The organism is Rhizobium sp. BK176, assembly GCF_024808055.1.
Map to the genome: position 1 here is coordinate 190,674 of NZ_JANUBV010000003.1, position 22,152 is coordinate 212,825.

21 protein-coding genes and 2 riboswitches are annotated in these 22,152 nt (G+C 59.6%); of the genes, 7 read left to right on the forward strand and 14 right to left on the reverse strand.

Annotated elements, in window-relative coordinates:
* The first annotated feature begins 13 nt into the window (after positions 1 to 13).
* The gene (locus FHT76_RS13655; protein WP_183755070.1) at positions 14 to 739 is read left to right on the forward strand and encodes a beta-ketoacyl-ACP reductase; all 726 of its coding nucleotides are present in this window, start codon (positions 14 to 16) and stop codon (positions 737 to 739) included.
* Here FHT76_RS13655 and FHT76_RS13660 read toward each other — a convergent pair.
* From FHT76_RS13660 to metA, 8 genes are all read right to left on the reverse strand, one after another.
* Complete coding sequence (locus FHT76_RS13660) at positions 736 to 888, reverse strand: hypothetical protein (protein ID WP_183755071.1); 153 nt, start codon at positions 886 to 888, stop codon at positions 736 to 738. The two genes, FHT76_RS13655 and FHT76_RS13660, sit on opposite strands and share 4 nt — an antisense overlap.
* An 89-nt stretch (positions 889 to 977) precedes the next feature.
* Positions 978 to 1,124 carry a hypothetical protein gene (locus tag FHT76_RS13665; RefSeq protein ID WP_183863807.1) on the reverse strand — a complete coding sequence of 49 codons (147 nt, stop codon included), beginning with the start codon at positions 1,122 to 1,124 and terminating at the stop codon, positions 978 to 980.
* A gap of 142 nt (positions 1,125 to 1,266) precedes the next feature.
* Positions 1,267 to 1,995, reverse strand: a complete 729-nt coding sequence (locus FHT76_RS13670; RefSeq protein ID WP_183863806.1) for an SIS domain-containing protein — start codon at positions 1,993 to 1,995, stop codon at positions 1,267 to 1,269.
* Positions 1,996 to 2,008: 13 nt separating this feature from the next.
* Positions 2,009 to 3,160, reverse strand: a complete 1,152-nt coding sequence (nagA, locus tag FHT76_RS13675; RefSeq protein WP_259126920.1) for an N-acetylglucosamine-6-phosphate deacetylase — start codon at positions 3,158 to 3,160, stop codon at positions 2,009 to 2,011.
* Positions 3,160 to 4,191: an SIS domain-containing protein gene (locus FHT76_RS13680; RefSeq protein WP_183863804.1), complete on the reverse strand. Its 1,032-nt coding sequence runs from the start codon at positions 4,189 to 4,191 to the stop codon at positions 3,160 to 3,162. The genes nagA and FHT76_RS13680 overlap by 1 nt, the downstream gene beginning before the upstream one ends.
* Positions 4,188 to 4,961 (reverse strand): GntR family transcriptional regulator, encoded by a 774-nt coding sequence (locus FHT76_RS13685; protein WP_040675493.1) that lies wholly within the window; start codon positions 4,959 to 4,961, stop codon positions 4,188 to 4,190. The genes FHT76_RS13680 and FHT76_RS13685 overlap by 4 nt, the downstream gene beginning before the upstream one ends.
* A gap of 115 nt (positions 4,962 to 5,076) precedes the next feature.
* A complete protein-coding gene (locus tag FHT76_RS13690; RefSeq protein WP_183863803.1) occupies positions 5,077 to 6,099 on the reverse strand; it encodes an aldose epimerase family protein in 1,023 nt (340 codons plus the stop codon).
* A gap of 136 nt (positions 6,100 to 6,235) precedes the next feature.
* Complete coding sequence (gene metA / locus FHT76_RS13695; protein ID WP_183863802.1) at positions 6,236 to 7,159, reverse strand: homoserine O-succinyltransferase; 924 nt, start codon at positions 7,157 to 7,159, stop codon at positions 6,236 to 6,238.
* A gap of 35 nt (positions 7,160 to 7,194) precedes the next feature.
* Positions 7,195 to 7,272: riboswitch (SAM riboswitch) on the reverse strand.
* Positions 7,273 to 7,422: 150 nt separating this feature from the next.
* Here metA and FHT76_RS13700 point away from each other — a divergent pair.
* Entirely contained in the window at positions 7,423 to 9,249 is a 1,827-nt protein-coding gene (locus tag FHT76_RS13700; protein ID WP_183755078.1) for an ABC transporter ATP-binding protein/permease, read from the forward strand.
* Positions 9,250 to 9,253: 4 nt separating this feature from the next.
* Here FHT76_RS13700 and FHT76_RS13705 read toward each other — a convergent pair whose 3' ends face one another.
* From FHT76_RS13705 to FHT76_RS13720, 4 genes are all read right to left on the reverse strand, one after another.
* Positions 9,254 to 9,871, reverse strand: a complete 618-nt coding sequence (locus FHT76_RS13705; RefSeq protein ID WP_183863801.1) for a DUF5666 domain-containing protein — start codon at positions 9,869 to 9,871, stop codon at positions 9,254 to 9,256.
* 133 nt (positions 9,872 to 10,004) lie between these two features.
* On the reverse strand, positions 10,005 to 11,831 hold the full coding sequence (locus FHT76_RS13710) for an ABC-F family ATP-binding cassette domain-containing protein (RefSeq protein ID WP_183863800.1): 1,827 nt from the start codon (positions 11,829 to 11,831) through the stop codon (positions 10,005 to 10,007).
* 3 nt (positions 11,832 to 11,834) lie between these two features.
* Positions 11,835 to 12,485, reverse strand: a complete 651-nt coding sequence (locus tag FHT76_RS13715) for a thiamine diphosphokinase (protein ID WP_183863799.1) — start codon at positions 12,483 to 12,485, stop codon at positions 11,835 to 11,837.
* A 48-nt stretch (positions 12,486 to 12,533) separates the two neighbouring features.
* Positions 12,534 to 13,061, reverse strand: a complete 528-nt coding sequence (locus tag FHT76_RS13720; RefSeq protein WP_183755082.1) for a MarR family winged helix-turn-helix transcriptional regulator — start codon at positions 13,059 to 13,061, stop codon at positions 12,534 to 12,536.
* Positions 13,062 to 13,180: 119 nt separating this feature from the next.
* On the opposite strand from FHT76_RS13720, the gene FHT76_RS13725 reads away from it, so the two are divergent.
* The 5 genes from FHT76_RS13725 to FHT76_RS13745 all read left to right on the forward strand — a co-directional run bounded on the left by FHT76_RS13725 (position 13,181) and on the right by FHT76_RS13745 (position 20,097).
* Positions 13,181 to 14,716 (forward strand): MDR family MFS transporter, encoded by a 1,536-nt coding sequence (locus FHT76_RS13725; protein WP_183863798.1) that lies wholly within the window; start codon positions 13,181 to 13,183, stop codon positions 14,714 to 14,716.
* Positions 14,717 to 14,777: 61 nt separating this feature from the next.
* A riboswitch (TPP riboswitch) is annotated at positions 14,778 to 14,889 on the forward strand.
* Positions 14,890 to 14,933: 44 nt separating this feature from the next.
* Entirely contained in the window at positions 14,934 to 15,962 is a 1,029-nt protein-coding gene (gene thiB / locus FHT76_RS13730; protein ID WP_183863797.1) for a thiamine ABC transporter substrate binding subunit, read from the forward strand.
* Entirely contained in the window at positions 15,962 to 17,596 is a 1,635-nt protein-coding gene (thiP, locus tag FHT76_RS13735; RefSeq protein ID WP_259185625.1) for a thiamine/thiamine pyrophosphate ABC transporter permease ThiP, read from the forward strand. Before thiB ends, thiP begins: the two co-directional genes overlap by 1 nt.
* A complete protein-coding gene (locus FHT76_RS13740; RefSeq protein ID WP_183863795.1) occupies positions 17,589 to 18,305 on the forward strand; it encodes an ATP-binding cassette domain-containing protein in 717 nt (238 codons plus the stop codon). The genes thiP and FHT76_RS13740 overlap by 8 nt, the downstream gene beginning before the upstream one ends.
* A 247-nt stretch (positions 18,306 to 18,552) precedes the next feature.
* Complete coding sequence (locus FHT76_RS13745) at positions 18,553 to 20,097, forward strand: M48 family metalloprotease (RefSeq protein WP_259126918.1); 1,545 nt, start codon at positions 18,553 to 18,555, stop codon at positions 20,095 to 20,097.
* A 53-nt stretch (positions 20,098 to 20,150) separates the two neighbouring features.
* On the opposite strand, the gene FHT76_RS13750 is transcribed toward FHT76_RS13745, so the two are convergent.
* Complete coding sequence (locus tag FHT76_RS13750; RefSeq protein WP_007528357.1) at positions 20,151 to 21,014, reverse strand: RNA polymerase factor sigma-32; 864 nt, start codon at positions 21,012 to 21,014, stop codon at positions 20,151 to 20,153.
* A gap of 376 nt (positions 21,015 to 21,390) precedes the next feature.
* Positions 21,391 to 21,963 (reverse strand): CarD family transcriptional regulator, encoded by a 573-nt coding sequence (locus FHT76_RS13755; protein ID WP_007528356.1) that lies wholly within the window; start codon positions 21,961 to 21,963, stop codon positions 21,391 to 21,393.
* Between the last annotated feature and the right edge of the window lie 189 nt (positions 21,964 to 22,152).

Sequence of the window (22,152 nt, forward strand, 5' to 3'; positions counted from 1 at the left end):
GAGGGAGCGGAACATGAGCAGAGTGGCTGTTGTCACTGGTGGTACGCGCGGTATTGGCGCCGCGATTTCCGTCGCACTGAAGAATGCAGGCTATACAGTTGCCGCCAACTATGCCGGCAATGATGAAAAGGCGAACGCCTTTCATGGCGAAACAGGCATTCCCGTCTTCAAATGGGATGTTTCCGACTATGCATCATGCGGCGAGGGTATCGCGAAGGTCGAGGCGCAACTGGGTCCAGTCGATGTCCTAGTCAACAACGCCGGCATTACCCGGGACGCAATGTTCCACAAGATGACACCGCAGCAGTGGCACGAGGTCGTCAACACCAACCTCACCGGTCTTTTCAACATGACGCATCAGGTCTGGGGCGGGATGCGCGACCGAAGCTACGGGCGGATCGTCAACATCTCCTCGATCAATGGCCAGAAGGGGCAGATGGGGCAGGCGAATTACTCGGCTGCTAAGGCTGGTGACCTCGGGTTCACCAAGGCGCTTGCGCAGGAGGGTGCCGCCAAGAACATCACCGTGAACGCCATATGCCCCGGCTACATCGGCACGGAGATGGTTCTCGCGGTTCCGGAAAAAGTGCTGAACGAACGGATCATCCCGCAGATTCCGGTGGGTCGTCTCGGAGAACCTGAGGAAGTCGCGCGCTGCGTCGTCTTCCTGGTTTCCGACGACGCAGGCTTCATCACCGGATCGACGCTTAGCGCCAATGGTGGGCAGTTGTTCGTTTAGCGGATGGACGCCGTAAGGCCGTTATCGTGGCTCTCGACCTGCTGCGAATAGCGGCCTTGCTGGCTGCGAGTATCGTACGGATTCAAGTATGCCGCATAGGCCGCCATGACGATGGTCAACATTGCGGCCGCGCCGATAATTCTGGTCATTGCCCTGCACTCCAAATTCCCCACGAGGCATTCGTCGTTCAAGCCGGTGTCGATATTGGGGCCGATTTGAGGAATTATTTGGCTGTCTTTCAGCCCTTTGGGTGGCGTCTTGCCTTAGCCCTGACTGGTACCCTCTGCAGAGCGCGGTTTTCGCCGCGAAGGGCGGCTGTCGCTGTTGTCATGAAGGCGGCCGCAATGAGGATGGCGACCGCTGAATTCAAGATGATCTCGGCCATCGGATCGTTCCTTTCAAAGCCGGCGGGACATGGACTCGCCGTGGTTGTTGAACGAAATATGCGCCTCATCGCTCCGGCGCGGTAGATTGAACTTTGACGACCGACTGTCGGTGTGGTGTTGACAATCGGGCGTCAGATGGACCTAGAGGTGAGGATTGCGGGGCCGATACTTCTTTACCAGTTGCTCGTTCACCGCCTTGGCACCGGGCATGTTGGCGCTGAGATAAATCGGTGCGTCCCCCTCTTTCGCCAATTCCGAGGCCACCTCAGCCAAGATCGCGTTGAGGACCGTTGCACCAATGGCGGTCGAAACTGGGCCGACCTTCAGCTCCGTACCCGGCAGTTCAATCACCGCATCGCCGGGAGGAAGGCCGTTGTCCAATACGACGTCGGCAATGTCCGCCAAGCGGCGCCGGCCATTTGCGACTGCACTGGAATAGGAGACCGAGGTGATCGCGATCACCTTCGCACCAATCTCACGGCCATAGTCGGCGGCTTCGATCGGCGCTGCATTGACGCCGGAATTCGACGCGATGATGATGACGTCTCCAGGCTGCATGCCATATCGTTCCAACACCGGTCGCACCAATCCTTCGGTTCGCTCGTAGACGGAGCTGATCACCGCGCCCTCGTGCAGCATCGCGGAGCCGACGAGAACGGGAACAGTGAAAGCAAGCCCGCCTGCGCGGTAGTGCACCTCTTCCGCCAGCATATGCGAGTGGCCGGTACCGAACACGTAGACGCGCTTGTCGTTGCATGCGGCCTCGAGGATCGCATCGGCCGCCAACGCCATCGGCTCGGCGATTTCCTTCCTTAAGGTCTCGAGCCGGCCGATGAGGTTGGAAAAATAGGCATCGGTGATCGCAGTCATCACGTCCTCGCTTCTACGCCGGTTCGCCACTGATAAAGGTCCGCGTGACCTCCAGAGCGTCAGTCAGGTGGACGAGATCAGCGCGCGCACCCGGCGAAAGGTGCCCGTAGCCTTCAAGGTTGAGAAAGCGTGCAGGATAAAGCGTCGCCATTCGAAGCGCTTCCGCGAGCGTTAACTCGAGATAGGTCACGCCATAGCGGATGGTGGACGCCATGTCGACGTCGGAACCGGCAAGCGTGCCATCCGATAGGACCAGTTTTGAACAAAAGCCGCCGCGTTCGCGCCGGACGGTACGGCCGTTCAGTGTAAAGGAGTCCTTCTCGGAGCCAACCAGCGACATCGCGTCGGTGACGAAGAAGAGTTTGCCTTCGCCGCGCTTTGCGCGAAGAGCAGCCCGAAGCGCCTTCGGATCGACATGATGGCCATCGGCGATGATGCCGCACCAAACCGAAGGATGATCGATCGCCGCGCCGACGAGGCCGGGCGCTCGGTGGCCGAGTTGGCTCATGGCGTTGAAAAGATGGGTGACGCCGCGCGCGCCCGCATCAAAGCGCGTCTCTGCTGCTTCGCTGGAGCTATCGGAATGGCCGATGCTGATGGTGACGCCGGCTTCGCTGAGTTCGCGCACCTGCTTCGCGGTGACTTGTTCAGCAGCCATTGTTACCAACAGGGTGCCGATAGCCTCCTTGGCCGAAATGAAGGCTTTCACGTCCTTTTCTTCGACCGGCCGCATAAGCTCGGCAAGATGGGCTCCCTTGCGCGCCGGTGCCAGGTGTGGACCTTCGAGGTGGAGGCCCGCGACGCCGCGGTTCGTCTTGACGGCTTCCTTGGCCGCTTCGATCGCTGCCGCCGTTGCATCCGCCGTATCGGTGATCAGCGTCGGTAGCAGAGCGGTCGTTCCGTAAGGTCGATGGCCGTCGGCAATCATGTACATGGAGGCGGGCGACGGCTCGTCGTTGAGCATCCTGCCGCCACCGCCATTCACCTGTGCGTCAATGAAGCCTGCGGAAAGCACACCACCGTCGAAGCGTATGTGATCGCCGTCCGGCAGTTCACCTGCCGCTGCAATGGCCTCGACGCGTCCGCCCGAGATGATGAGCGCTTTGTCGTCGTGAAAGCGCTGACCGTCGAAGATCCGCGCGCCGGAGAAGATCTTGCGAACCATCACATCGTCTCCGTCACCTTGAGCAGGTTGGCCGGCTTGTCCGGGTCGAAGCCCTTGCGGCGCGTTACCGACTCGATCAGGCGGTAGTAGACCAGCAGCGAAACGAGCGGGTCGAGCAGGCCACTTCCCGTCGTCGGTACCTGCAGATTGGTACCGGAGACCGGCTGGCCGGAGAACGGCACGGTCGTCGCGCCGAGCTTGCGTAGCCGCTCAAGCGCCTGGACGTTGTTGGCAAATGCCGGATCGTCAGGCGTGAAGGCGACAATCGGGAAGCCCGGTTGCACAAGCCGCATCGGACCATGCATCAGTTCGGCAAGCGAGAAGGCTTCCGCATGCAAACCGGCCGTTTCCTTGGCTTTCAGTGCTGCCTCGAGCGCAATAGCGAAGGCGGGACCACGACCCGCCGTATAGAGCGAGCTTGCCTCAAACAGAATGTCCTCGGCTGCCTTCGTATCGATTCCGTTGGTCGCCTCAAGGGCGTCCGGCAGCTTTTCCAGCGAGGCGTGCAGATCGCGCTTGCCGCTGATGGCGGCGGTGACGCCGGAAAGGGCGGCGACCGAGGCGATGAAGGACTTGGTCGCCGCTACGCTCTTTTCCGGGCCTGCGTTGAGGCCGAGCACAATGTCGGCCTGCTTGGCGAGTGGGCTGTCGGTGACGTTAACGACGGCGATGGTCGTTGCGCCGCCATGCTTCGCAGCCTCCTGCAAAGCGATGATGTCGGGGCTTGCACCGGATTGCGACACCGTGAAGTGAATGCCGCCCTTCAGATGCAGAGACGCGCCGTAGACTGATGCGATCGACGGACCGATCGAAGCGACCGGCACTCCACAGGTAATCTCGAACAGGTATTTGAAGAACGTCGCGGCGTGGTCCGAAGATCCGCGCGCTGCTGTGGTCACCACGCTCGGGGCGCCCGATGCAAACAGCTTCGCAATTGCGTCAAAGGCAGGCTTTTCCTTCTGGAGCAGTGTTGCGACGACCTCCGGCGATTGGCCGGCTTCCTGCAACATCAGCGAATGGGTTTCACTCATAAGTCATCTCCAATTCTTAATTCCGCAACAAAATCATATGCATCACCACGATAGTGGGAGCGGGTGTATTCGACGACACGCTGGTCTTCCAAGCGCGACACACGTTCGATCAGCAACGCTGGCGCACCGGCATTCACGTGCAGTGCAGCGGCCGACGACGGATCGAGAGTGACCGCCGTCAGCCTCTGCAGCGCTCGAACGGGGCGGTGACCGCTTGCCGTAAGCGCTTCGTAAAGGGACCCCTCGCCGCCGCCATTTTCACCAAGGAATTTTATCGGCACGACGGCGCGTTCGATGGCCAGCGGCAGCCCGTCGGCAAGGCGCAGACGATCAAGCCGAAGGACGGGTTCGTCGAGCCCTAGGCCAAGCAGGAACGCTTCTTCAGGAGATGGCGTATTGACCGTCCGCGACAAGATCCTCGCGGCCGGCGCGCGTCCGCGTGAGCGCATGTCCGCGGAGAACGAGGAAAGTCGCCATAGCGACTGCTCCATGCGCTCGACTTTGCTGGAGACGAATGTGCCGCTTCCGTGTCGCGACTCGAGCACGCCTGAATTCATCAAGTCGCGATAGGCGGTCCGAACGGTCACGCGCCCCACCTTCAACGCTTCAGCCAGATCACGCTCGCCAGGCAGGGCCGTTCCAGGCTTCAACAATCCTTCCTGAATGAGGCCGGTCAGGGCTTGCCCCAGCCGCTTGTAGAGCGGTCCGGTCAGCGCTTCGTCGCGCAGGCCGCGGCTCTTCAGTTCCGCCATCAGACTGGTTCTATCCATGTCGCCATAATAGAACCTATTTAGAACCAATCACAAGATCGAAAATCAGCTGGAAAAGAAAAAACCCTCGCAGGCGGCCTGTGAGGGTTTTCTTTGATCGGGCAGGGAGCGCGCGTTAGCTCTTCGAGAAAATATAGTCCGTTTCCTGACGCAACACTTCGCCAGGGCGCAAAACAGCGTTGGGGAACCCCCGATGGTTGATTGCATCCGGCCAGACTTGTGTTTCCAGGCAGAAGCCGGCGAAGGGGCCATATTTGCGCCCGTCAAGGCCGGGAACGGTCACGTCGAGTTTGAAGGCGGCATAGAACTGCACGCCGGGCTCCGTCGTGCGCACCTCCAGCGAAACGCCTGAATTCAGGCTGCGGGCGAGCGCGACAGACCGCTTCGCCGTTCGATCCTCGGAGAGGCAGAAATTATGATCGTAGAGCGCCTGTTCGCTGCCGTCGAACCGCTGCATCGGGGACATCTCGCGGAAGTCGAAGACGGTTCCGGCAACGGATCGGATTTCTCCCGTCGGAACCTGCAGCTCATCCGTGACGAGATAGCCGTCGGCCGCGATCATGATGTCGTGGCCGAGGGCATCGTCACGGCCGTCGAGGTTGAAGTAGGTGTGTTGGCAAACATTGGCGATCGTAGGCTGGTCGCTGATCGTTTCGTAGATGACGGACAGTTCGCCGTCGCCATGGACCCGGTACGTGGCCTGGATGGTGCAATTGCCGGGGTAGCCGGCGCGCCCGTCCACATCGACGATCTTCAGGACGACCCGGTCGACGTCATGCTCGACGATTGTCCAGTTTTGCTGGGCGATATTGCCGTTGCCGCCATGAAGATGCGTCACGCCCTTCTCGTTGAGATCGAGCTGATACTTCACGCCGTCCAAGGTGAATTTGCCGCCACCGATGCGGTTCGCGCAGCGGCCTGGTGTCGCACCAAAATAGGAGGAGTGAGTCGGGTAGCTGTCGAAGTCGTCGAAGCCGAGCACGAGGGGCGCCTCGTGGCCGTCGAGGCGGAGATCCTGAATAACGGCGCCCCAGGTGAGAACCTTGGCCGTCAACCCACCGCCTTTGATCTCGACGCGATGGACGGTTTCGCCCGATTTGGTCTGCCCGAAAACTTCCCGTTTCAACATTTCCGCCATTGCGACTGTCCTGATATACCTTCAAGTGAGGCAGGAACGTGCCCCCATTTACCGCAAACCGCAACGGGTGTGCCGCAAAAAAGTAATACTTTCAGTTTGCCTGCACTTCTTCAGCGTTGTGCTAACGCCGGCAGCGTTAGGCGTCCTTGCCGATATCGTTGAGATCGTAAGGGGTGGTTTGGTAGATCTCGTTGATCCAGTTGCCAAACAACAGATGAGCGTGGCTGCGCCAGCGGTTCTGCGGCGTCAGCGAGGGATCGTTATGCGGGAAATAGTTGTGCGGCATCTTGATCGGCACGCCGGCATTCACGTCGCGAAAATACTCGTCGGACAGGGACGTTGAATCATACTCCACGTGATTGAACATGTAGAGCCGCTTGCCCTTCCGTTCATGCACGAGGCAGACGCCCATCTCGCTGGATTCCATCAGGATCTCCAGGTTCTCCGACTTCTCGATATCGTCGCGGCGAACCTCGGTCCAACGCGAAACGGGAACCTCGAAATTGTCCGAGAAACCGTTCAAGTAGACCGACGATGGCTTCAAGTTCCGGTGGCGGTAGACGCCGAAAGCCTTCTCCTTGAGTTCGTACTTAGGAACACCGTGGAAGTGATAGATGGCGGCCATCGCACCCCAGCAGACGTTCATCGATGAATGGACATTGGTTTCCGTCCAGTCGAAAATCTGCTGCATTTCGCCCCAATAGTTCACATCCTCGTAGGGCAGCGTCTCGATGGGCGCGCCGGTAGTGATGAAGCCATCGAACTTGCGATGCTTCACTTCCTCCCACGTCTGATAGAAGGCGAGAAGATGGTCTTCCGAGGTGTTTTTTGCTTTGTGATTACCGACGCGAATGAGCGAAAGCTCGACCTGCAGCGGAGAGGCGCCGACCAGGCGAGCCACCTGCAACTCCGTCTTGATCTTGTTCGGCATGAGGTTGAGCAGGCCGATCTGCAGCGGCCGGATGTCCTGACGGATCGCCACCGTCTCGGTCATCACGCGAACGCCTTCCTGAACCAGGGTTTCGAACGCAGGCAAGGTATCGGGGATCTTGATTGGCATTGCGGTCACTCGATCAAAACAACGAATACATCGCTATCGGTCCGCACGCGGCCCTTTAGCAACTTCTTTAACGTGGCTGCAAGCCGGCCGGCCAAATCACCACGGAGCGTTTTAAATAGCGCTAGTCCTTCAGCGAATCAATTGCCTAAACGAATGGATGGGTCGATGTGAAGTCACTGCCGCGTTAATGACTGCTAGAATCTGTTGGTGGACATGGCGAGTCACCATGGTTATTGAAATAGAATGACGGCTAGGGACGCGTAATGGCAGATGACCTCGAAGGCAGGCCAAGCATTCAAGGGCAGGACAGAGTAGGGTACGACCTGAGCCTGGGCTATCGCTTGAAGGTGATGTTCTCGGCTTTCTGGCATTCACCGGTGCGAGGAAAGGTGCTGGTGATCGCGCCGGCGCTGATTGGCATCATTCTCGCCACTGCCTATGCGACCGTGATCCTCAACCAGTGGAACGCCCCGTTTTACGACAGCATCGCTCGACGAGATCTGCCTGGGTTTTTCCATCAGTTGAAGGTCTTCGCGGTGATTGCGGGCATTCTGCTGCTGCTCAACGTCGTGCAGGCCTGGCTCAATCAGATGACCGCAGTCTACATGCGCGAGGGCCTGACGCGGGACCTGGTCAGCCAGTGGCTTCAGCGCAAGCGTGCTCTCCGTCTCTCGGCCAGCGGCCTGATCGGCGTCAATCCCGATCAGCGTCTGCATGAGGATGCGCGCAACCTCGCTGAAAGCACCACAAGCCTCATGATCGGGCTGGTGCAGGCGACGATCCTGCTCATCAGTTTCATCGGCGTGCTATGGGACCTGTCCAGCGGCTTTGTCTTTCGTTTCGGCGCGCATTCCTTTTCCATTCCAGGTTATATGGTCTGGGCAGCCATTTTCTACGCGGCATCCGCATCCATTCTCAGTCAGCTGGTGGGTCGCAAGCTTGTAAAGCTCAACGCGGATCGCTTCTCGAAGGAGGCGGAACTGCGCTTCGCGTTGATGCATGCCAACGAGAACATGCCGGCTATCACCGTCGCTCGAGGGGAAGAAAACGAGCAGAAGCGTATCAATACCGACATCAGCGCGGTTCTCACCGTTATCAAGCGGGTAGCGATGGCCAATGTCAATCTGACCTGGGTATCGGCCGGTTACGGCTGGCTCGTCGTTGTTATCCCGATCATCGTCGCAGCACCGGCCTATTTCTCTGGCGGATTGACGTTCGGGCAGTTGATGGTGTCGGTCGGCGCCTTCAACCAGGTCAACACCGCCCTTCGCTGGTATGTCGCGAACTTCGGTCCCATTGCCGAATGGCGTGCCACGCTGATGCGTGTCACCGATTTTCGTCAGGCTCTTACCAGCATGAACGACGAGATCAACATGAGGGGCACGATCAAGTATGAGCGGAATCCTCCCGGAACTCTGACGCTCGATCATGTCCGGATCGCCGCCAAGATCGGCGAAGAGATCGACCAGTGCGGTGGCTTCCGTATCCAGGAAGGCGCGGTGACGATCAAAGCCGGTGAGAAGATCATGATCAACGGCGATCACAACGTGAACCGCAAGCTGCTTTTCCTTGCGCTTTCCGAACTCTGGCCCTGCGGTGGCGGCAAGATCGGCCTGCCACCCGCGGATGACATGCTGTTCGTCCCGCAGTCGGCCTACATCCCGGGCGGCACGCTTCGCGAAGCGCTAGCGTTTCCGGAGCCCGTGGAGACTTATCAGAATGCCGACGTCGTGGTGGCATTGGAGAGGGCCGGCCTTCACAATCTGGTTTCCCGACTTGATACGCGAGCCCGCTGGGACAAGCTGCTCGATTCCGATGAGCAGCGGGCTATAGGCTTCGCGCGCTTGCTTCTTGTACGCCCGAAGTGGATTGTCTTCGATGAAGTGCTGGAAGGCATGGAGCCGGAATGGCAGTCCACAATGATGGAGGTTCTTGCGTCCATGCCGGAGGCGGCGATGATCTATATCGGCCGGTCAGACACATACGTCGAGACCTTCAAGCCTCGTGTGCTGCATCTGGAGGCTTTGCACGCGAAGCCGGAGGCCAAGGTGGTGACAAAAGCAGCAAACGCGCCCGCGCCCGTCGTCTGACGACCTACATGGGCGGGACGACGCCGTTTGTGCCGACCGTTACGTTTGTGGCGGACACTGTCCCGTCAGGTGCCTTCTGACCCATCACGATCACGCGAGCGCCGGCGACGAGGTCGGCCTTGTCAGCCGGAGCGAAGGTGACAATCGGTGTATCATCGGCGATGGATATCGTCTTTTCCTTGCCCTGATAGGTGAGCGTGATGGTATGGCCATCGACTGCCTTGACGGCCTTCGCGACGGTGGCGTTGGTCATCGTGCTGTTTGGCTTCAGGTCCCAGGGGCGACTGCCTTCGCCGGTGCCCTTCATTGCGGCCGGGAAGATCAGCACTTCAAGAGCGCCGTCGCCGCCGTCGGCACTCGGCAGCGACGCAACGCCAACGAAATCGCCCGGCTTGATGTCTTCGACGGAAGCTTTCTTGATGCCGCGGACCTTCCAATCCGGCTTCAATGTCACCGTTTGCTCTGTGCCTTCTCGCGTCTTTACCACCAGCGTGTTGCCGTTCAGGCTCTCAATGGCTCCACGCACGCGCTGCGCTTCCTGCGCAAGCGCTACGTGCGATGCAATAGTTAGGAAACCCGCGGCCCAGATGAGCGCGGTCGATGTTTTGAGGATGTATGGCATGATGTGCTTCCTTGCCTCGTGCAAGTTGCGGATAGGCAAGCTTAATCTTGCCAATCGCGGACTGACGAATCAATGAAACGTGAAAATCGAGTTACGCGGATAAAGTGCGATCAGGTCGAAGGGGCGCGAAGGCTCAGCCCTCCAATTCCTCCCGAAGCATCTCGAGTTCCAGCCATTCCTCTTCCATCTTCGTCAGGCTGCCACGGAGCTTCTCCATCTCCGCCGCAAGCCGGTTGAAGGTTGTGGGGTCCCTGGTGAACAGGCTGGGGTCGGCCATGCGCTCCTCGCGTTTGGCAATCTCGGCCTCTGCCTTGGCCATTTCCTTCGGAAGATTCTCGAGCGCGAACTTTTGTTTGAAGGAAAGCTTGCCCTTTGCTTTTGCCGTCTCGGAGGAGGCGGCTGTTTCCTGGGGCTTCGCTCGCCCTGCCGCCTTTTCGGCCTTCCTTCGCTCTTCGATGGCGCCTTTTCGTTGCGCGAGCATGTCTGAGTAGCCGCCTGCATATTCAATCCAGCGACCGTCCGGCGCATCCGGCACAGCAGGTGCAATGGTCGAGGTCACCGTGCGGTCTAGGAAGTCGCGGTCGTGGCTGACGAGGATCACGGTGCCGGGGAAGCCCGCGACGATTTCCTGCAGCAGATCTAGCGTCTCGATATCAAGGTCGTTGGTCGGCTCGTCGAGGATTAATAGGTTCGCCGGGCGCGACATGATGCGGGCGAGCATCAGCCGCGCGCGCTCGCCGCCGGACAGGCTCCTGATCGGCGTGCGGGCCTGTTCCGGCTGGAACAGGAATTCCTTCATATAACCAGTCACGTGCCGCTGCTCGCCGTTGACGAGGAGGTTCTCGCCGCGGCCATCCGTCAGGTAATGGGCGAGCGTCTCTTCCGGATTGAGGTCCTCGCGCTTCTGATCGAGCGTCGCAATCTCCAGATTGGTTCCGAGCTTGACGGTGCCGCTATCAGGCGCCAGCTGGCCGGTCAGCATCTTCAGCAGCGTGGTTTTGCCGGCGCCGTTCGGGCCAACGAGACCGATGCAATCACCGCGATGTACGCGAATGGAGAAGGGGGTAACAATCGGCCGGTCGCCGAAGGTTTTCGTGATCTTCTCGGCCTCGATGACGAGCTTGCCGGACTCCTGCGCGTCCGAAACCGTAGCCTGCACGGTGCCCTGTGGGCCTTTGTGGCCACGATATTGCGATCGCATCGTCTGCAACTCACCAAGGCGGCGCATGTTGCGCTTGCGCCGTGCCGTGACGCCGTATCGCAGCCAATGCTCTTCGCGCTCGATTGCCTTGCCGAGCTTGTGCTGCTCGAGCTCTTCCGCTTCCAGAACTTGGTCACGCCAGGCTTCGAAATGCGCAAAGCCCCTGTCGAGCCGACGCGATGTGCCACGGTCGAGCCAGACCGTCGCCGTCGAGACCTTCTCGAGGAAGCGTCGGTCGTGGGAGATCAGCACGAGGGCACTGCGGCTCTTCTGCAGTTCGCCTTCCAGCCATTCGATGGTCGGCAGGTCGAGATGATTGGTCGGCTCGTCAAGGAGAAGGATGTCGGGCTCCGGCGCGAGAACGCGCGCAAGGGCTGCGCGGCGTGCCTCTCCGCCTGACAGGTTTTTGGGATCCTCCTCGCCGGTGAGGCCGAGATGCGAGAGCAGATAGGTGACACGGTAGTGATCGTCGCCCGGGCCGAGGCCGGCCTCGGCATAAGCCTGCACGGTCTTGAAGCTGGCAAAATCGGGCGCCTGTTCGAGATAACGCACGGTTGACGAAGGATGGCGGAACACCTCTCCCGACTGCGCTTCGACGAGTCCGGCAGCGATCTTCAGCAACGTCGACTTTCCGGAGCCGTTGCGGCCGACGAGGCAGATCTTGTCCCCGGGCTCGACCTGCAGCGCGGCACCGGCGAGCAACGGCGTGCCGCCGAAGCTGAGAAAGACGTCGTCGAGTTTCAGGATGGGGGGCGCCAAAGATCAGACTCCGGAAAGATCGTAGGGGCGCGCGAGCACAATGGCGCGACCGCTCTCGAGCGAAAGGCGCACCTTGCCTTTCGCGACATTGGAAATGGTGCGTGACGAGCCGAAGGGCAAATGGAAATCGGCAAGCGGGTAGCGCGCGTTCTCGATTGTCAGGCCGCGAAGCTCGCTAAAGCCGGGAACAGAAAACAGACTGTCAGGTGGCAGGTCCAGTTCGATTGCGCCTGAAATCAGCGGCACAGCCTCCTCGCCGCCGGATGTCAGAAGCATATCGTAACCCTGCTCTGCCAGGCTGACGGCATAGAGCAGGTGCTGGATCGCGTGGTCGGAACGCTCGCCCGCAAGGGCGCCGGCCAATACAAGACGTTTCGCGCCGCGGGCGATCGCTTCCGCAACCGCAATCTCGCCATCGGTGAATGCCTTCGCAGCGGGATAAGGTTGCCTGGGCACATCGGGAAAGGCACCCTCGAGATCTGGGGGCGTCGAGTCGAAATCACCGACCCACAGCTCTGGGATGACGCCGAGTGCTGCTGCGTGACGCATACCACCGTCGGCGGCGATGAAACGGCTGCCAGAGACGGCATTTCGCAGGCGATCGGTTATCTGCAGCTCGCCGCCAAGCAGAATGGTGAAGGTGGATTGGCTCATGGGCACTGCCCATAGCGCAAAGCAGGGGGGAAGGGAAAGGGCCGTCGCTCAGGCTTCGTCTGCGATATCCTTGACGCGTGCCTCAAAAACACTCTCGAAGCCGGAAATGAACTTCTCGAACAGTTCTCCGAACGCCTCGATCTCTTCAGGTTTCCAGTCTTTGACCACCTCGGAAACGAATGAGAGCTTCTGCGCACGTATTTCCGACAGCAACCTCTGTCCAAGTGGCGTCATCACGACGATAATCCGCCGCGCATCCGCCTGAGATGCCTTTCGCCGCAGGATGTTCCGCCCCACCATCTCTGCGACGATGCGGCTTGCGCGCGACGGGTCGATCCGCATCATCTCGGCAATCGTCCCGACCGTCACGTCGCCGCTTTCCTGAGCGCGTCGTACTGCGTCCAGCACGTCAAGGTGCGATAGCTCAAGACCGGGTGCCACTGTTTGGATGGCGAGCCGCCCGATCAATCGACGTCCGGTCATCAGGCGCATGCGGGTCATACTTTGACCAATGCGCAAAATGCCGGCGTCTTCGTTCGCGTCAGGGTCGTTCAGTTTCATCAGGCTCTCATTCATTCCGAAACCATAACACGCCACGCGTCGATTGAGAATATGCCGAAGTCAAGCGCGTGACATTGACAATTATATGCTGATAGCACATAACGAGATCAACTCATCGTTTGGAACGACGCTTTATGGACACTCAAATTGCTGCTGCGGCGCCGCTTGTGACGGATCATCGCCGGCGGTTCATTCTCTTCCTTTTCCTGATGGCCGCGATGTTCATGGCGACGCTCGACAATCAGATCGTCGCAACGGCTCTGCCGACGATCGTTGGCGAGTTCGGCCACCTCGAGCGGTTCAGTTGGGTCGGCTCAGCCTATCTTCTCGCCGTAAGCGCCGTGATGCCTCTCTACGGCAAGCTCGGCGATCTCTTCGGCCGCAAATATGTGATGATGGCCGCGATCATGATCTTCACCGTCGGCTCTGCCGTCTGCGGACTGGCTGTATCGATGAATACGCTGATTGCTGCCCGCGTGCTGCAGGGACTTGGCGGCGGCGGTATCATGGTGTCGATCTTTGCCGTCAACGCGGACCTGTTCGAGCCGCGGGAACGGGCGCGGTACCAGAGCTATTCCAGCCTCGTGCTGATGGCATCGGGCGCCATCGGGCCTGTCCTTGGCGGCGCAATGAGCGATCTCTTCGGCTGGCGCTCGATCTTCCTTGTCAACGTTCCGATCGGTTTCGTCGTCCTTGTCGGCCTGGCTTTGATGCTACCTTACCGGAAACCAAACCGCCGCCCGAAGATCGATTACGCTGGCGCCCTGCTGCTCGCCTTGACGACGGCAAGCATCGTTCTGGCCGCCGACGGCGCTCAGGTCTTCGGCTCGCTGTTTGCTCCGCAAAACCTGGCCATCATGACGCTCGGCGTAGCTGCGGCCATCGGTTGGATTTTCGTCGAGCGCCGCGCTGCAGAGCCGATTGTTCCCCTGTCTCTATTTCACAATTCGACGTTCAGCCTGTTGCTCATCATGTCGATCATGAGCGGCGCGATTGGAATTGGGATGGTCAATTATTTCGCGTTGTTCCTACAAACGACGACCGGTCTTTCGCCGTCGGCGGCTGGAGCGTTCTTTATTCTTCTGACCGGCGGCATCGTTTGCGGGTCACTCTCGGCAGGCCGCATCATCTCCATCACTGGTCGCTACAAGCCGTTCGCCATCGCAAGCCTGACTTGCAGCGCCATTGCGTTTGTGCTGCTGACGCGGGTTCATGTCGGAACACCGGTCCTGTTGATCGGGGCGGTGATGGCCCTCCACGGCTTCGGTGTCGGTCTTGCACAACAGGTTCCGGTCATCGGCGTCCAGAATGCTGCCCCGGCGCGCGACGTCGGCGCCGCAACAGGATCGGTGACGCTGTCGCGTATGGGCGGAGCATCGATCGCCATCTCCATCTACGGCGCGATCGTCGGCTCGCAACTCGGCAAAACGGGCGTTTCCATTCCGGGAGTAGCCGACATCGAGCAACTCACTCCAAAGATGCTGGCAGCTTTGCCGGAGCAGGCGCGTCAAGCCGTTGCCGAAGCCTATGGCAGTGCGTTCATGCCGCTTTTCATGGCATCCTGCGTAATCGCTCTGATTGGCCTTTGCGCTGCCTTGATGCTGAAACCAACACAGTTGCCTCGTGTCGTTGAGGTGCGGCCGACCGCCAACGCCGAAGCCGCGGAGTAAAACGCCGATGGCGGCCGCAAGGCCGCCCCTTGCAAGACGCCAAGCGTGGCGATACATCTCAAACGCTCTAACGGGGTGCCCCGTGCCATGAGGCGCGCGGCTGAGAGGCTCAAAGCCAACCCGCGGAACCTGATCCGGCTAACACCGGCGGAGGGATTAGACGCGTGACATCTGGCACCGCCCTTTTCCCCTCCAAGCAAACCAGAGGAGAGGTGCCATGTTCAAATTCAAGTTCACGAGCCGTTCGTTGCTTGCCACGATCTTTGTCGCGACCATCGGCTTGGCCGGCCAAGGCGCACAGGCGGCAGACAAGACGCTCACCGTCTACACCTATGAGAGCTTCACATCCGAATGGGGTCCGGGGCCGAAGGTCAAGGAAGCATTCGAGAAGACCTGCGGCTGCAGCGTCAAGTTCGTGAGCGTAGCCGATGGCGTGGCGTTGTTATCGCGTCTGAAACTTGAGGGCGCTGCGACGAAGGCGGATGTCGTGCTCGGTCTGGATACGAACCTGACCACGGAAGCGAAGGCAACCGGCCTCTTCGATGCGAGCGGTGTCGACGTCAGTGCGCTCAAGGTGCCGGGAAACTACAAGGATGAGGTATTTGTGCCTTATGATTATGGCCACTTCGCCGTCATCTACGACACGCAGACGATCAAAAATCCTCCGAAAAGCATGAAGGACCTGGTCGAAGGCGATCTTTCGCAAAAGATCGTTATTGAGGATCCGCGCACCTCGACGCCTGGGCTAGGCCTCTTGCTGTGGGTGAAGTCGGTCTACGGCGATAAGGCGCCTGAGGCCTGGGCAAAACTCAAAAAGCGGGTGCTGACGGTGACCCCCGGCTGGTCGGAAGCCTATGGGCTCTTCACCAAGGGTGAGGCGCCGATGGTGCTCTCCTACACGACCTCGCCTGCCTATCACATGGTCGCCGAAAATACCGACCGCTATCAGGCGGCTGCGTTTTCAGAGGGCCACTACATCCAGATCGAGGTGGCGGGCCTGCTGAAGAATGCGCCGGACAAGGAGCTTGCACGCGAGTTCCTGAAATTCATGGTGACGCCGGGCTTCCAAGATACGATTCCAACCAACAACTGGATGATGCCGGTTTCGGCGACGTCGCAGCCGCTGCCGGATGCGTTCGGCAAGCTTGTAAATCCATCAAAGACCTTTCTGATGAGCTCGGATGAAGTCGCTGAGAAGCGCAAGGCCTTCGTCGATGAGTGGCTGGCCGCCATGAGCATGAATTGATGCCTTTGACCGAGGCTGAGATGCGACGGGCGGTGCTGGGTGGGGCTTTTAGTCTCGCCGGCATTGCCCTTTTCGTCGGCTTTGCAGTCTTCGTCTTGCTCCTTTCGAGCGATGTTTCCTCCATTCTGACGGCGGTGCTTGAACCCTACATCCTGCAGGTCCTGCGTTTCACCTTGTTGCAGGCCTTGCTCTCGACGCTGCTCTCGATCGCTTGTGCCATTCCGGTCGCGCAGGCCCTGGCGCGTCAGCAGCATTTCCCCGGTCGCATCTGGATCATTCGACTGATGGCCGTGCCGATGGGGCTTCCTGTCCTAATCGGGGCGCTGGGGTTGATCGGCATCTGGGGGCGGCAGGGCCTTACGAACGCGCTGCTGCTCAAGCTCGGCATGGCGGAACCGATCAGCATCTACGGGCTTTCCGGGATCCTGTTGGCGCATGTCTTCTTCAACATGCCGCTGGCTTGCCGCCTGATGCTGGCGGCATTGGAGCGGGTGCCGGCGGAATACTGGCTGATGGCGAGTGGTCTCGGCATGCGGCCCGGTTCGATTTTCCGTTTCATCGAATGGCCGGTTCTGCGCTCGGTCATTCCTGGGATCGCCGGCCTGATCTTCATGCTCTGCGCCACGAGCTTCACGCTGGTGCTGACACTGGGTGGCGGGCCGGCCGCAACGACCGTCGAGGTTGCCATATATCAGTCGCTGCGTTTTGATTTTGATCCGGGCCGGGCCGTCACGCTTTCCCTGCTGCAGATCGCCCTTACATCGGTCGTCCTTGGGGCGCTGTCATGTCTTCCTGCGTACGGGGATGAAGGGATGACTGTCGGAAAGGCGATCAGGCGCCCGGATGGTAGGCTGTTGGGAGCGCGGCTCGTGGATGGAAGCATCCTGCTGTTCGCCGCTCTGTTCCTTGGTTTACCTCTGATGTCGGTGCTTCTGGCTGGCCTTCGGTCCAATCTCATGAGGCTGCTCGGTGAACCCATTTTCTGGCAGTCGGCTGCGACCAGTCTTGCCATCTCGATCTCTGCGGCCACTATCGCCTTACTTGTCTCGATGATGCTGGTGGGTGCGCGCCGGGCGGCGCTTCTCCGGCGTTCAGGGATCTCAGGCGCAGGAGCGTTCTTTGCCGCCATGGGTGGCGCATCATCGTTGGTATTGCTCGTGCCGCCGATCGTCCTGGCGACGGGCTGGTTTCTAGCGCTGAGAAGCTTCGGTGACGCCAGCGCCGTGGCTCCGCTGCTGATTGTCGCGATCAACGCTTTGATGTCCCTGCCCTTTGTGATGCGTGTCCTCGAGCCGGCTTTCATCGTCCACAAGCGCCGAACGCAGAAACTTGCGGCGAGTCTTGGTGTCTCGGGCTGGATGCGGCTGCGCCTGATCGATATGCCGGCCCTGATTAAACCAGTGCTCACGGCATTTTCGTTTGCGATGGCGCTGTCGCTCGGCGATCTTGGCGCCGTCGCGTTGTTCGGCTCGGACAGTTTCGTCACGTTGCCTTGGCTCGTTTATAGCCGCATGGGGAGTTACCGGACGAACGATGCGGATGGTCTAGCGCTGATCCTTGGCATCCTCTGCCTGCTGCTCACAATCGCCGGCACCATGGGGCCAGCGCGACGAGAGGTGGCTTTCCATGGTTGAGCCGCGGTTCTCGGTCGAGATGCGCGACGTCGGTCTCCAATTTGGTGTGCAGGAGTTTCACTTCGATTGCCGGCTTCCTGTCGGTGCTGTGATTGCTGTGACGGGCGCGTCCGGTGCTGGCAAGTCAACCTTCCTCAATCTGCTGGCTGGCTTTGATGTGGCTGAGCGAGGGCAGATCTTGATCGCGGGGAAGGATGTGACCAGCGAGTACCCGGCCCGGCGGGCCGTCTCTCTCGTCTTTCAGGACAACAATCTGTTCGCGCATCTCGATGTCCTTACCAACATCGGCCTTGGCATCAACCCGTCGATGAAGCTCACAACTGCTGACCGCCAATCGATCACGTCTTCGCTTGAAAAGGTCGGGCTCCGCGGGTTTGAACGACGAATGCCGGGAACGCTTTCCGGCGGGGAACGGCAGCGGGTGGCCTTTGCACGTGCGCTAGTTCGCAACCGGCCGGTGCTCCTGCTGGACGAACCTTTTGCAGCGCTTGACCCCGGCTTGCGAAATGGAATGGCGGCGCTGCTGCTCGACATGCATCGCGAGACGAGCAATACCGTCGTCGTGGTGTCGCACGATCCGGACGAGGTCAAACGCATCGCAGACTTTGGTCTTTTCATCGAGAACGGCAGGATCGCGGTAGCCGCCCCAATCGATGAATTTATTGGCCGCCAGGATCATCCCGGATTGACGCAATTTCTCCGCAGTTAACGAATCTGGCGGTTGCAACGGCACTTTCGCCATAATTTGAGGCGACCGAGGAAACTCAAAAGCACGTTAGGCTTGCTAAAATACAACGGCGCCACATTTACTTAGAGTCTCGCTATGCAACCGATGCGGAAATCAGTTACAGCAAAGACTTGTGTCCCCGATTGTGCAGTGCAAGGACGGGGACGGACGCCTGTTGAATCACCATGAGACCGACCGGGTCGCGGAAGCGAACCGGTCGACAAGCAAGATGACCTGGAGAGACAGACTGGACAGTATGCCGACGTGGAAATTCCCCGCGCCTTCCAGTGATGTGCTCTCGTCGGCGTGCCGTCTGGTACGACGAGCCTCGGTCGTATGTGCGACAAGCATGGCGCTATATGGTTGCCAATCCATTCTTGAGCAATCCTATCAGCCAAGTGTTGCGCCGTCCTCTAATCCGCAGATTGTCGACGAGGTGCAGAAGAATGATCCGCGTGCCGCCATGGGTGCGCGCGAGCATCCGCGCATCGTGGCGAGCTATGGCGGCGAGTATAAGGATGCGAAGACCGAGCGTCTGGTTGCCCGTATCGCGGGGGCGCTGACCGCTGTCTCCGAGAATCCGAGCCAATCCTACCGCATCACCATCCTGAACTCCCCGGCCATCAACGCGTTTGCCCTGCCCGGGGGCTATCTCTACGTGACGCGTGGTTTGCTGGCGCTCGCCAAAGATGCATCCGAGGTTGCCGCGGTTCTCTCGCACGAGATGGGTCACGTCACGGCAAACCATGGCATCGAACGGCAGAAGCGCGAGGAGGCAGAAGTCATCGCCAGCCGCGTCGTGGCCGAGGTGTTGTCGAGCGATATTGCCGGCAAGCAGGCGCTGGCGCGCGGCAAGCTGCGATTGGCAGCTTTCTCGCGACAGCAGGAATTGCAGGCCGACGTTATCGGCGTCCGGATGCTCGGGGAAGCAGGGTACGATCCCTACGCCGCCGCGCGGTTCCTGGACTCCATGGCCGCCTACAGCCGCTTCATGTCTGTCGACCCCGAGGCGGACCAGAGCCTCGACTTCCTATCCAGCCATCCGAATTCCGCCCAGCGCATCGAACTGGCGCGCGATCATGCGCGAGCCTTCGGTCAGGAGGGCAAGGTCGGCGATACGGGCAGGGACTATTATCTCGACGGCATCGACGGCTTGCTGTACGGCGACAGCCCTGAGGAAGGCTATGTGCGCGGGCAGACCTTCCTGCACGGCGGGCTTGGCATTCGCTTCGACGTGCCGCCTGATTTCAAGATCGACAACAAGGTCGAGGCGGTCATGGCGACTGGGCCCGGCGATGTTGCGATCCGTTTTGACGGCGTGGCCGACAATCAGAACCAGAGCCTCACGAACTATATCTCGAGCGGGTGGGTTACTGGCCTCGATCCCTCCACCATTCAGCAGACCACGATCAATGGAATGGAGGCTGCCACGGCGCGGGCGAGCGCAGATCGCTGGGACTTCGACGTCACGGTGATCCGTAACAATGCTCAGATTTTCCGGTTCCTGACAGCCGTGCCGAAAGGTAGTGCCGCTCTGCAGCAGACGGCGGACGTATTGCGAGCAAGCTTCCGTCGCATGACCCCGGAAGAGACGGCATCATTGAAGCCGTTGCGCGTCAGGGTGGTCAAAGTGCGGCCGGGCGAAAACATCACGACGCTTGCTGCACGGATGATGGGTACGGATCGAAAGCTCGATCTGTTCAAGCTTATCAATGCGCTGCCGACCGGCGCCTCAGTTTCTCCCGGCGATCGCGTCAAGATTATTGCGGAATAAAAAGAGGCCCGGCTTTCACCGGGCCAAGTCCATCGCTGGGGGAGTAAGCTCGTTCAGGCCGATGCGGCCATGTAGGGGTCTGCGCTCACGAGTGCGCTGCGTAGTTTTTCCATCGCCCGGCTCTCGATCTGCCGAACACGTTCCTTGGAGATGCCGAGATCTGCGCCGAGTTCCTCGAGCGTCGCGCCATCTTCAGCAAGCCTCCGAGCGCTGATGATCTTCATCTCCCGCTCATTGAGGTGCTTCAAAGCAGAAGCGAGCCAGTTGCGCCGGCGCTCGCCGTCGATCATGTTCGATACTTGCTCATCCGGCAGAGGCTCGTCGCTAACGAGGAAGTCCATCTTCTCGGCGCTGTCGGCATCGCCGGAGACCGATGGGGCCTGCAGCGAGGCATCGTTGCTCGAAAGCCTGGCATCCATCGTTTGGACGTCGGAAAGGCTGACGCCGAGTGCTGCTGCGATTTCTTGATGAATGGATTGAAGTGTCAGCTGCGTGTCGCCTCTGGCGAGCTTGGCGCGCAGGCGGCGAAGATTGAAGAACAGGGCCTTCTGCGCCGAACTCGTACCGCCGCGAACGATCGACCAATTGCGAAGGATATAGTCCTGAATCGAGGCACGGATCCACCAGCTTGCGTAGGTAGAGAAGCGGACGTCACGCTCGGGCTCGAAGCGCGCAGCCGCCTCCAGCAGACCGACGTAACCTTCCTGCACGAGGTCGCTCATCGGCAGACCGAAGTTGCGGAACTTTCCTGCCATCGAGATAACAAGGCGCATGTGGGCCATGGCGATCTGATTGCGAGCGCCGCGGTCATCATTGTTCTTCCAGCGGATTGCGAGATCGTGTTCCTCTTCGCGAGCAAGGTAGGGAGCCGCCATGGCGATTTTAATCATGCGCCGGTCTGCAGACATGTTCTTCATATCGGTCTCCTGAATTCAGGCGTGACGCCAAAAAAGGGCAAAGAATTCTTGCTTCCGGACATCGCTGCCCAGACCAAATTCATGTCTTGAACGTATAAAGGCCCCGAACTCTGGACGTTTCCAGATGGGGCCCTAGCTTAGGGTTATGCGCCGGTAGTACAGCGGGGTGGGATCAAGTTCCTCAAGTTGCCCGCTAGGCAGAACGTGGAAAGCATGATCCGCTCCTCATCGAACGTTTACAGATATGCGAGCGTTCGAGGGTGATGTCAGTTCCCGACGCGGTCCGCAGCTACATTATTGAAACGTGCCAGCAGAGAAAAAGTTCCAAAAAAAACCCGGCACAAGGCCGGGTTTTTTTGCAGGAAAAACAGGGAGCTTATGCAGCTTCGTCCTGAGATTCGTCTTCTTCGATCGCCTTGCCGCGCTTCGGCCCCTTGTTGAGATTGGTCTCTACGAGGCGGACAGCTTCCGTTTCCGACATCTTGTTCACCGCAGCAATTTCGCGTGCCATGCGGTCAAGCGCAGCTTCGTAAAGCTGGCGTTCGGAATAGGACTGCTCCGGCTGGTTCTCGGCGCGATAAAGATCGCGGACAACTTCAGCGATGGAAATGAGGTCGCCGGAATTGATCTTTGCATCATATTCCTGCGCCCGACGGGACCACATGGTACGCTTAACGCGCGCCTTGCCCTGCACAACCTTCAATGCACGCTCGACGAAATCGGTCTCGGAGAGCTTACGCATGCCGATGCTCATGGCCTTGGCGACCGGCACTTTAAGGCGCATCTTGTCCTTCTCGAAATCGATAACGAAAAGTTCAAGCTTCATGCCTGCTACTTCTTGCTCTTCGATAGCGCTGATGGTACCGACGCCATGTGCGGGGTACACGATCGATTCACCGGTCTTGAAGCCGTGACGTGCGGAAGAAGGTTTTTTCTGCTGGGTCGTCATTCTATTCAAACACTCCCTGTTACGCTTCCGGCTGCAGCCGGAGCCGGGTCAGTCAGGCCCGGGTGAGACGGTCAGATCCGTCGGGTGACTTACTTCTGGTCCCACCGGATAAAAGCAAACATATCCATGCGCACAAGCTTGGAACCTCACGGCTCAAGGCGTTGATATGTCACGGAAACCGCGTTTTTG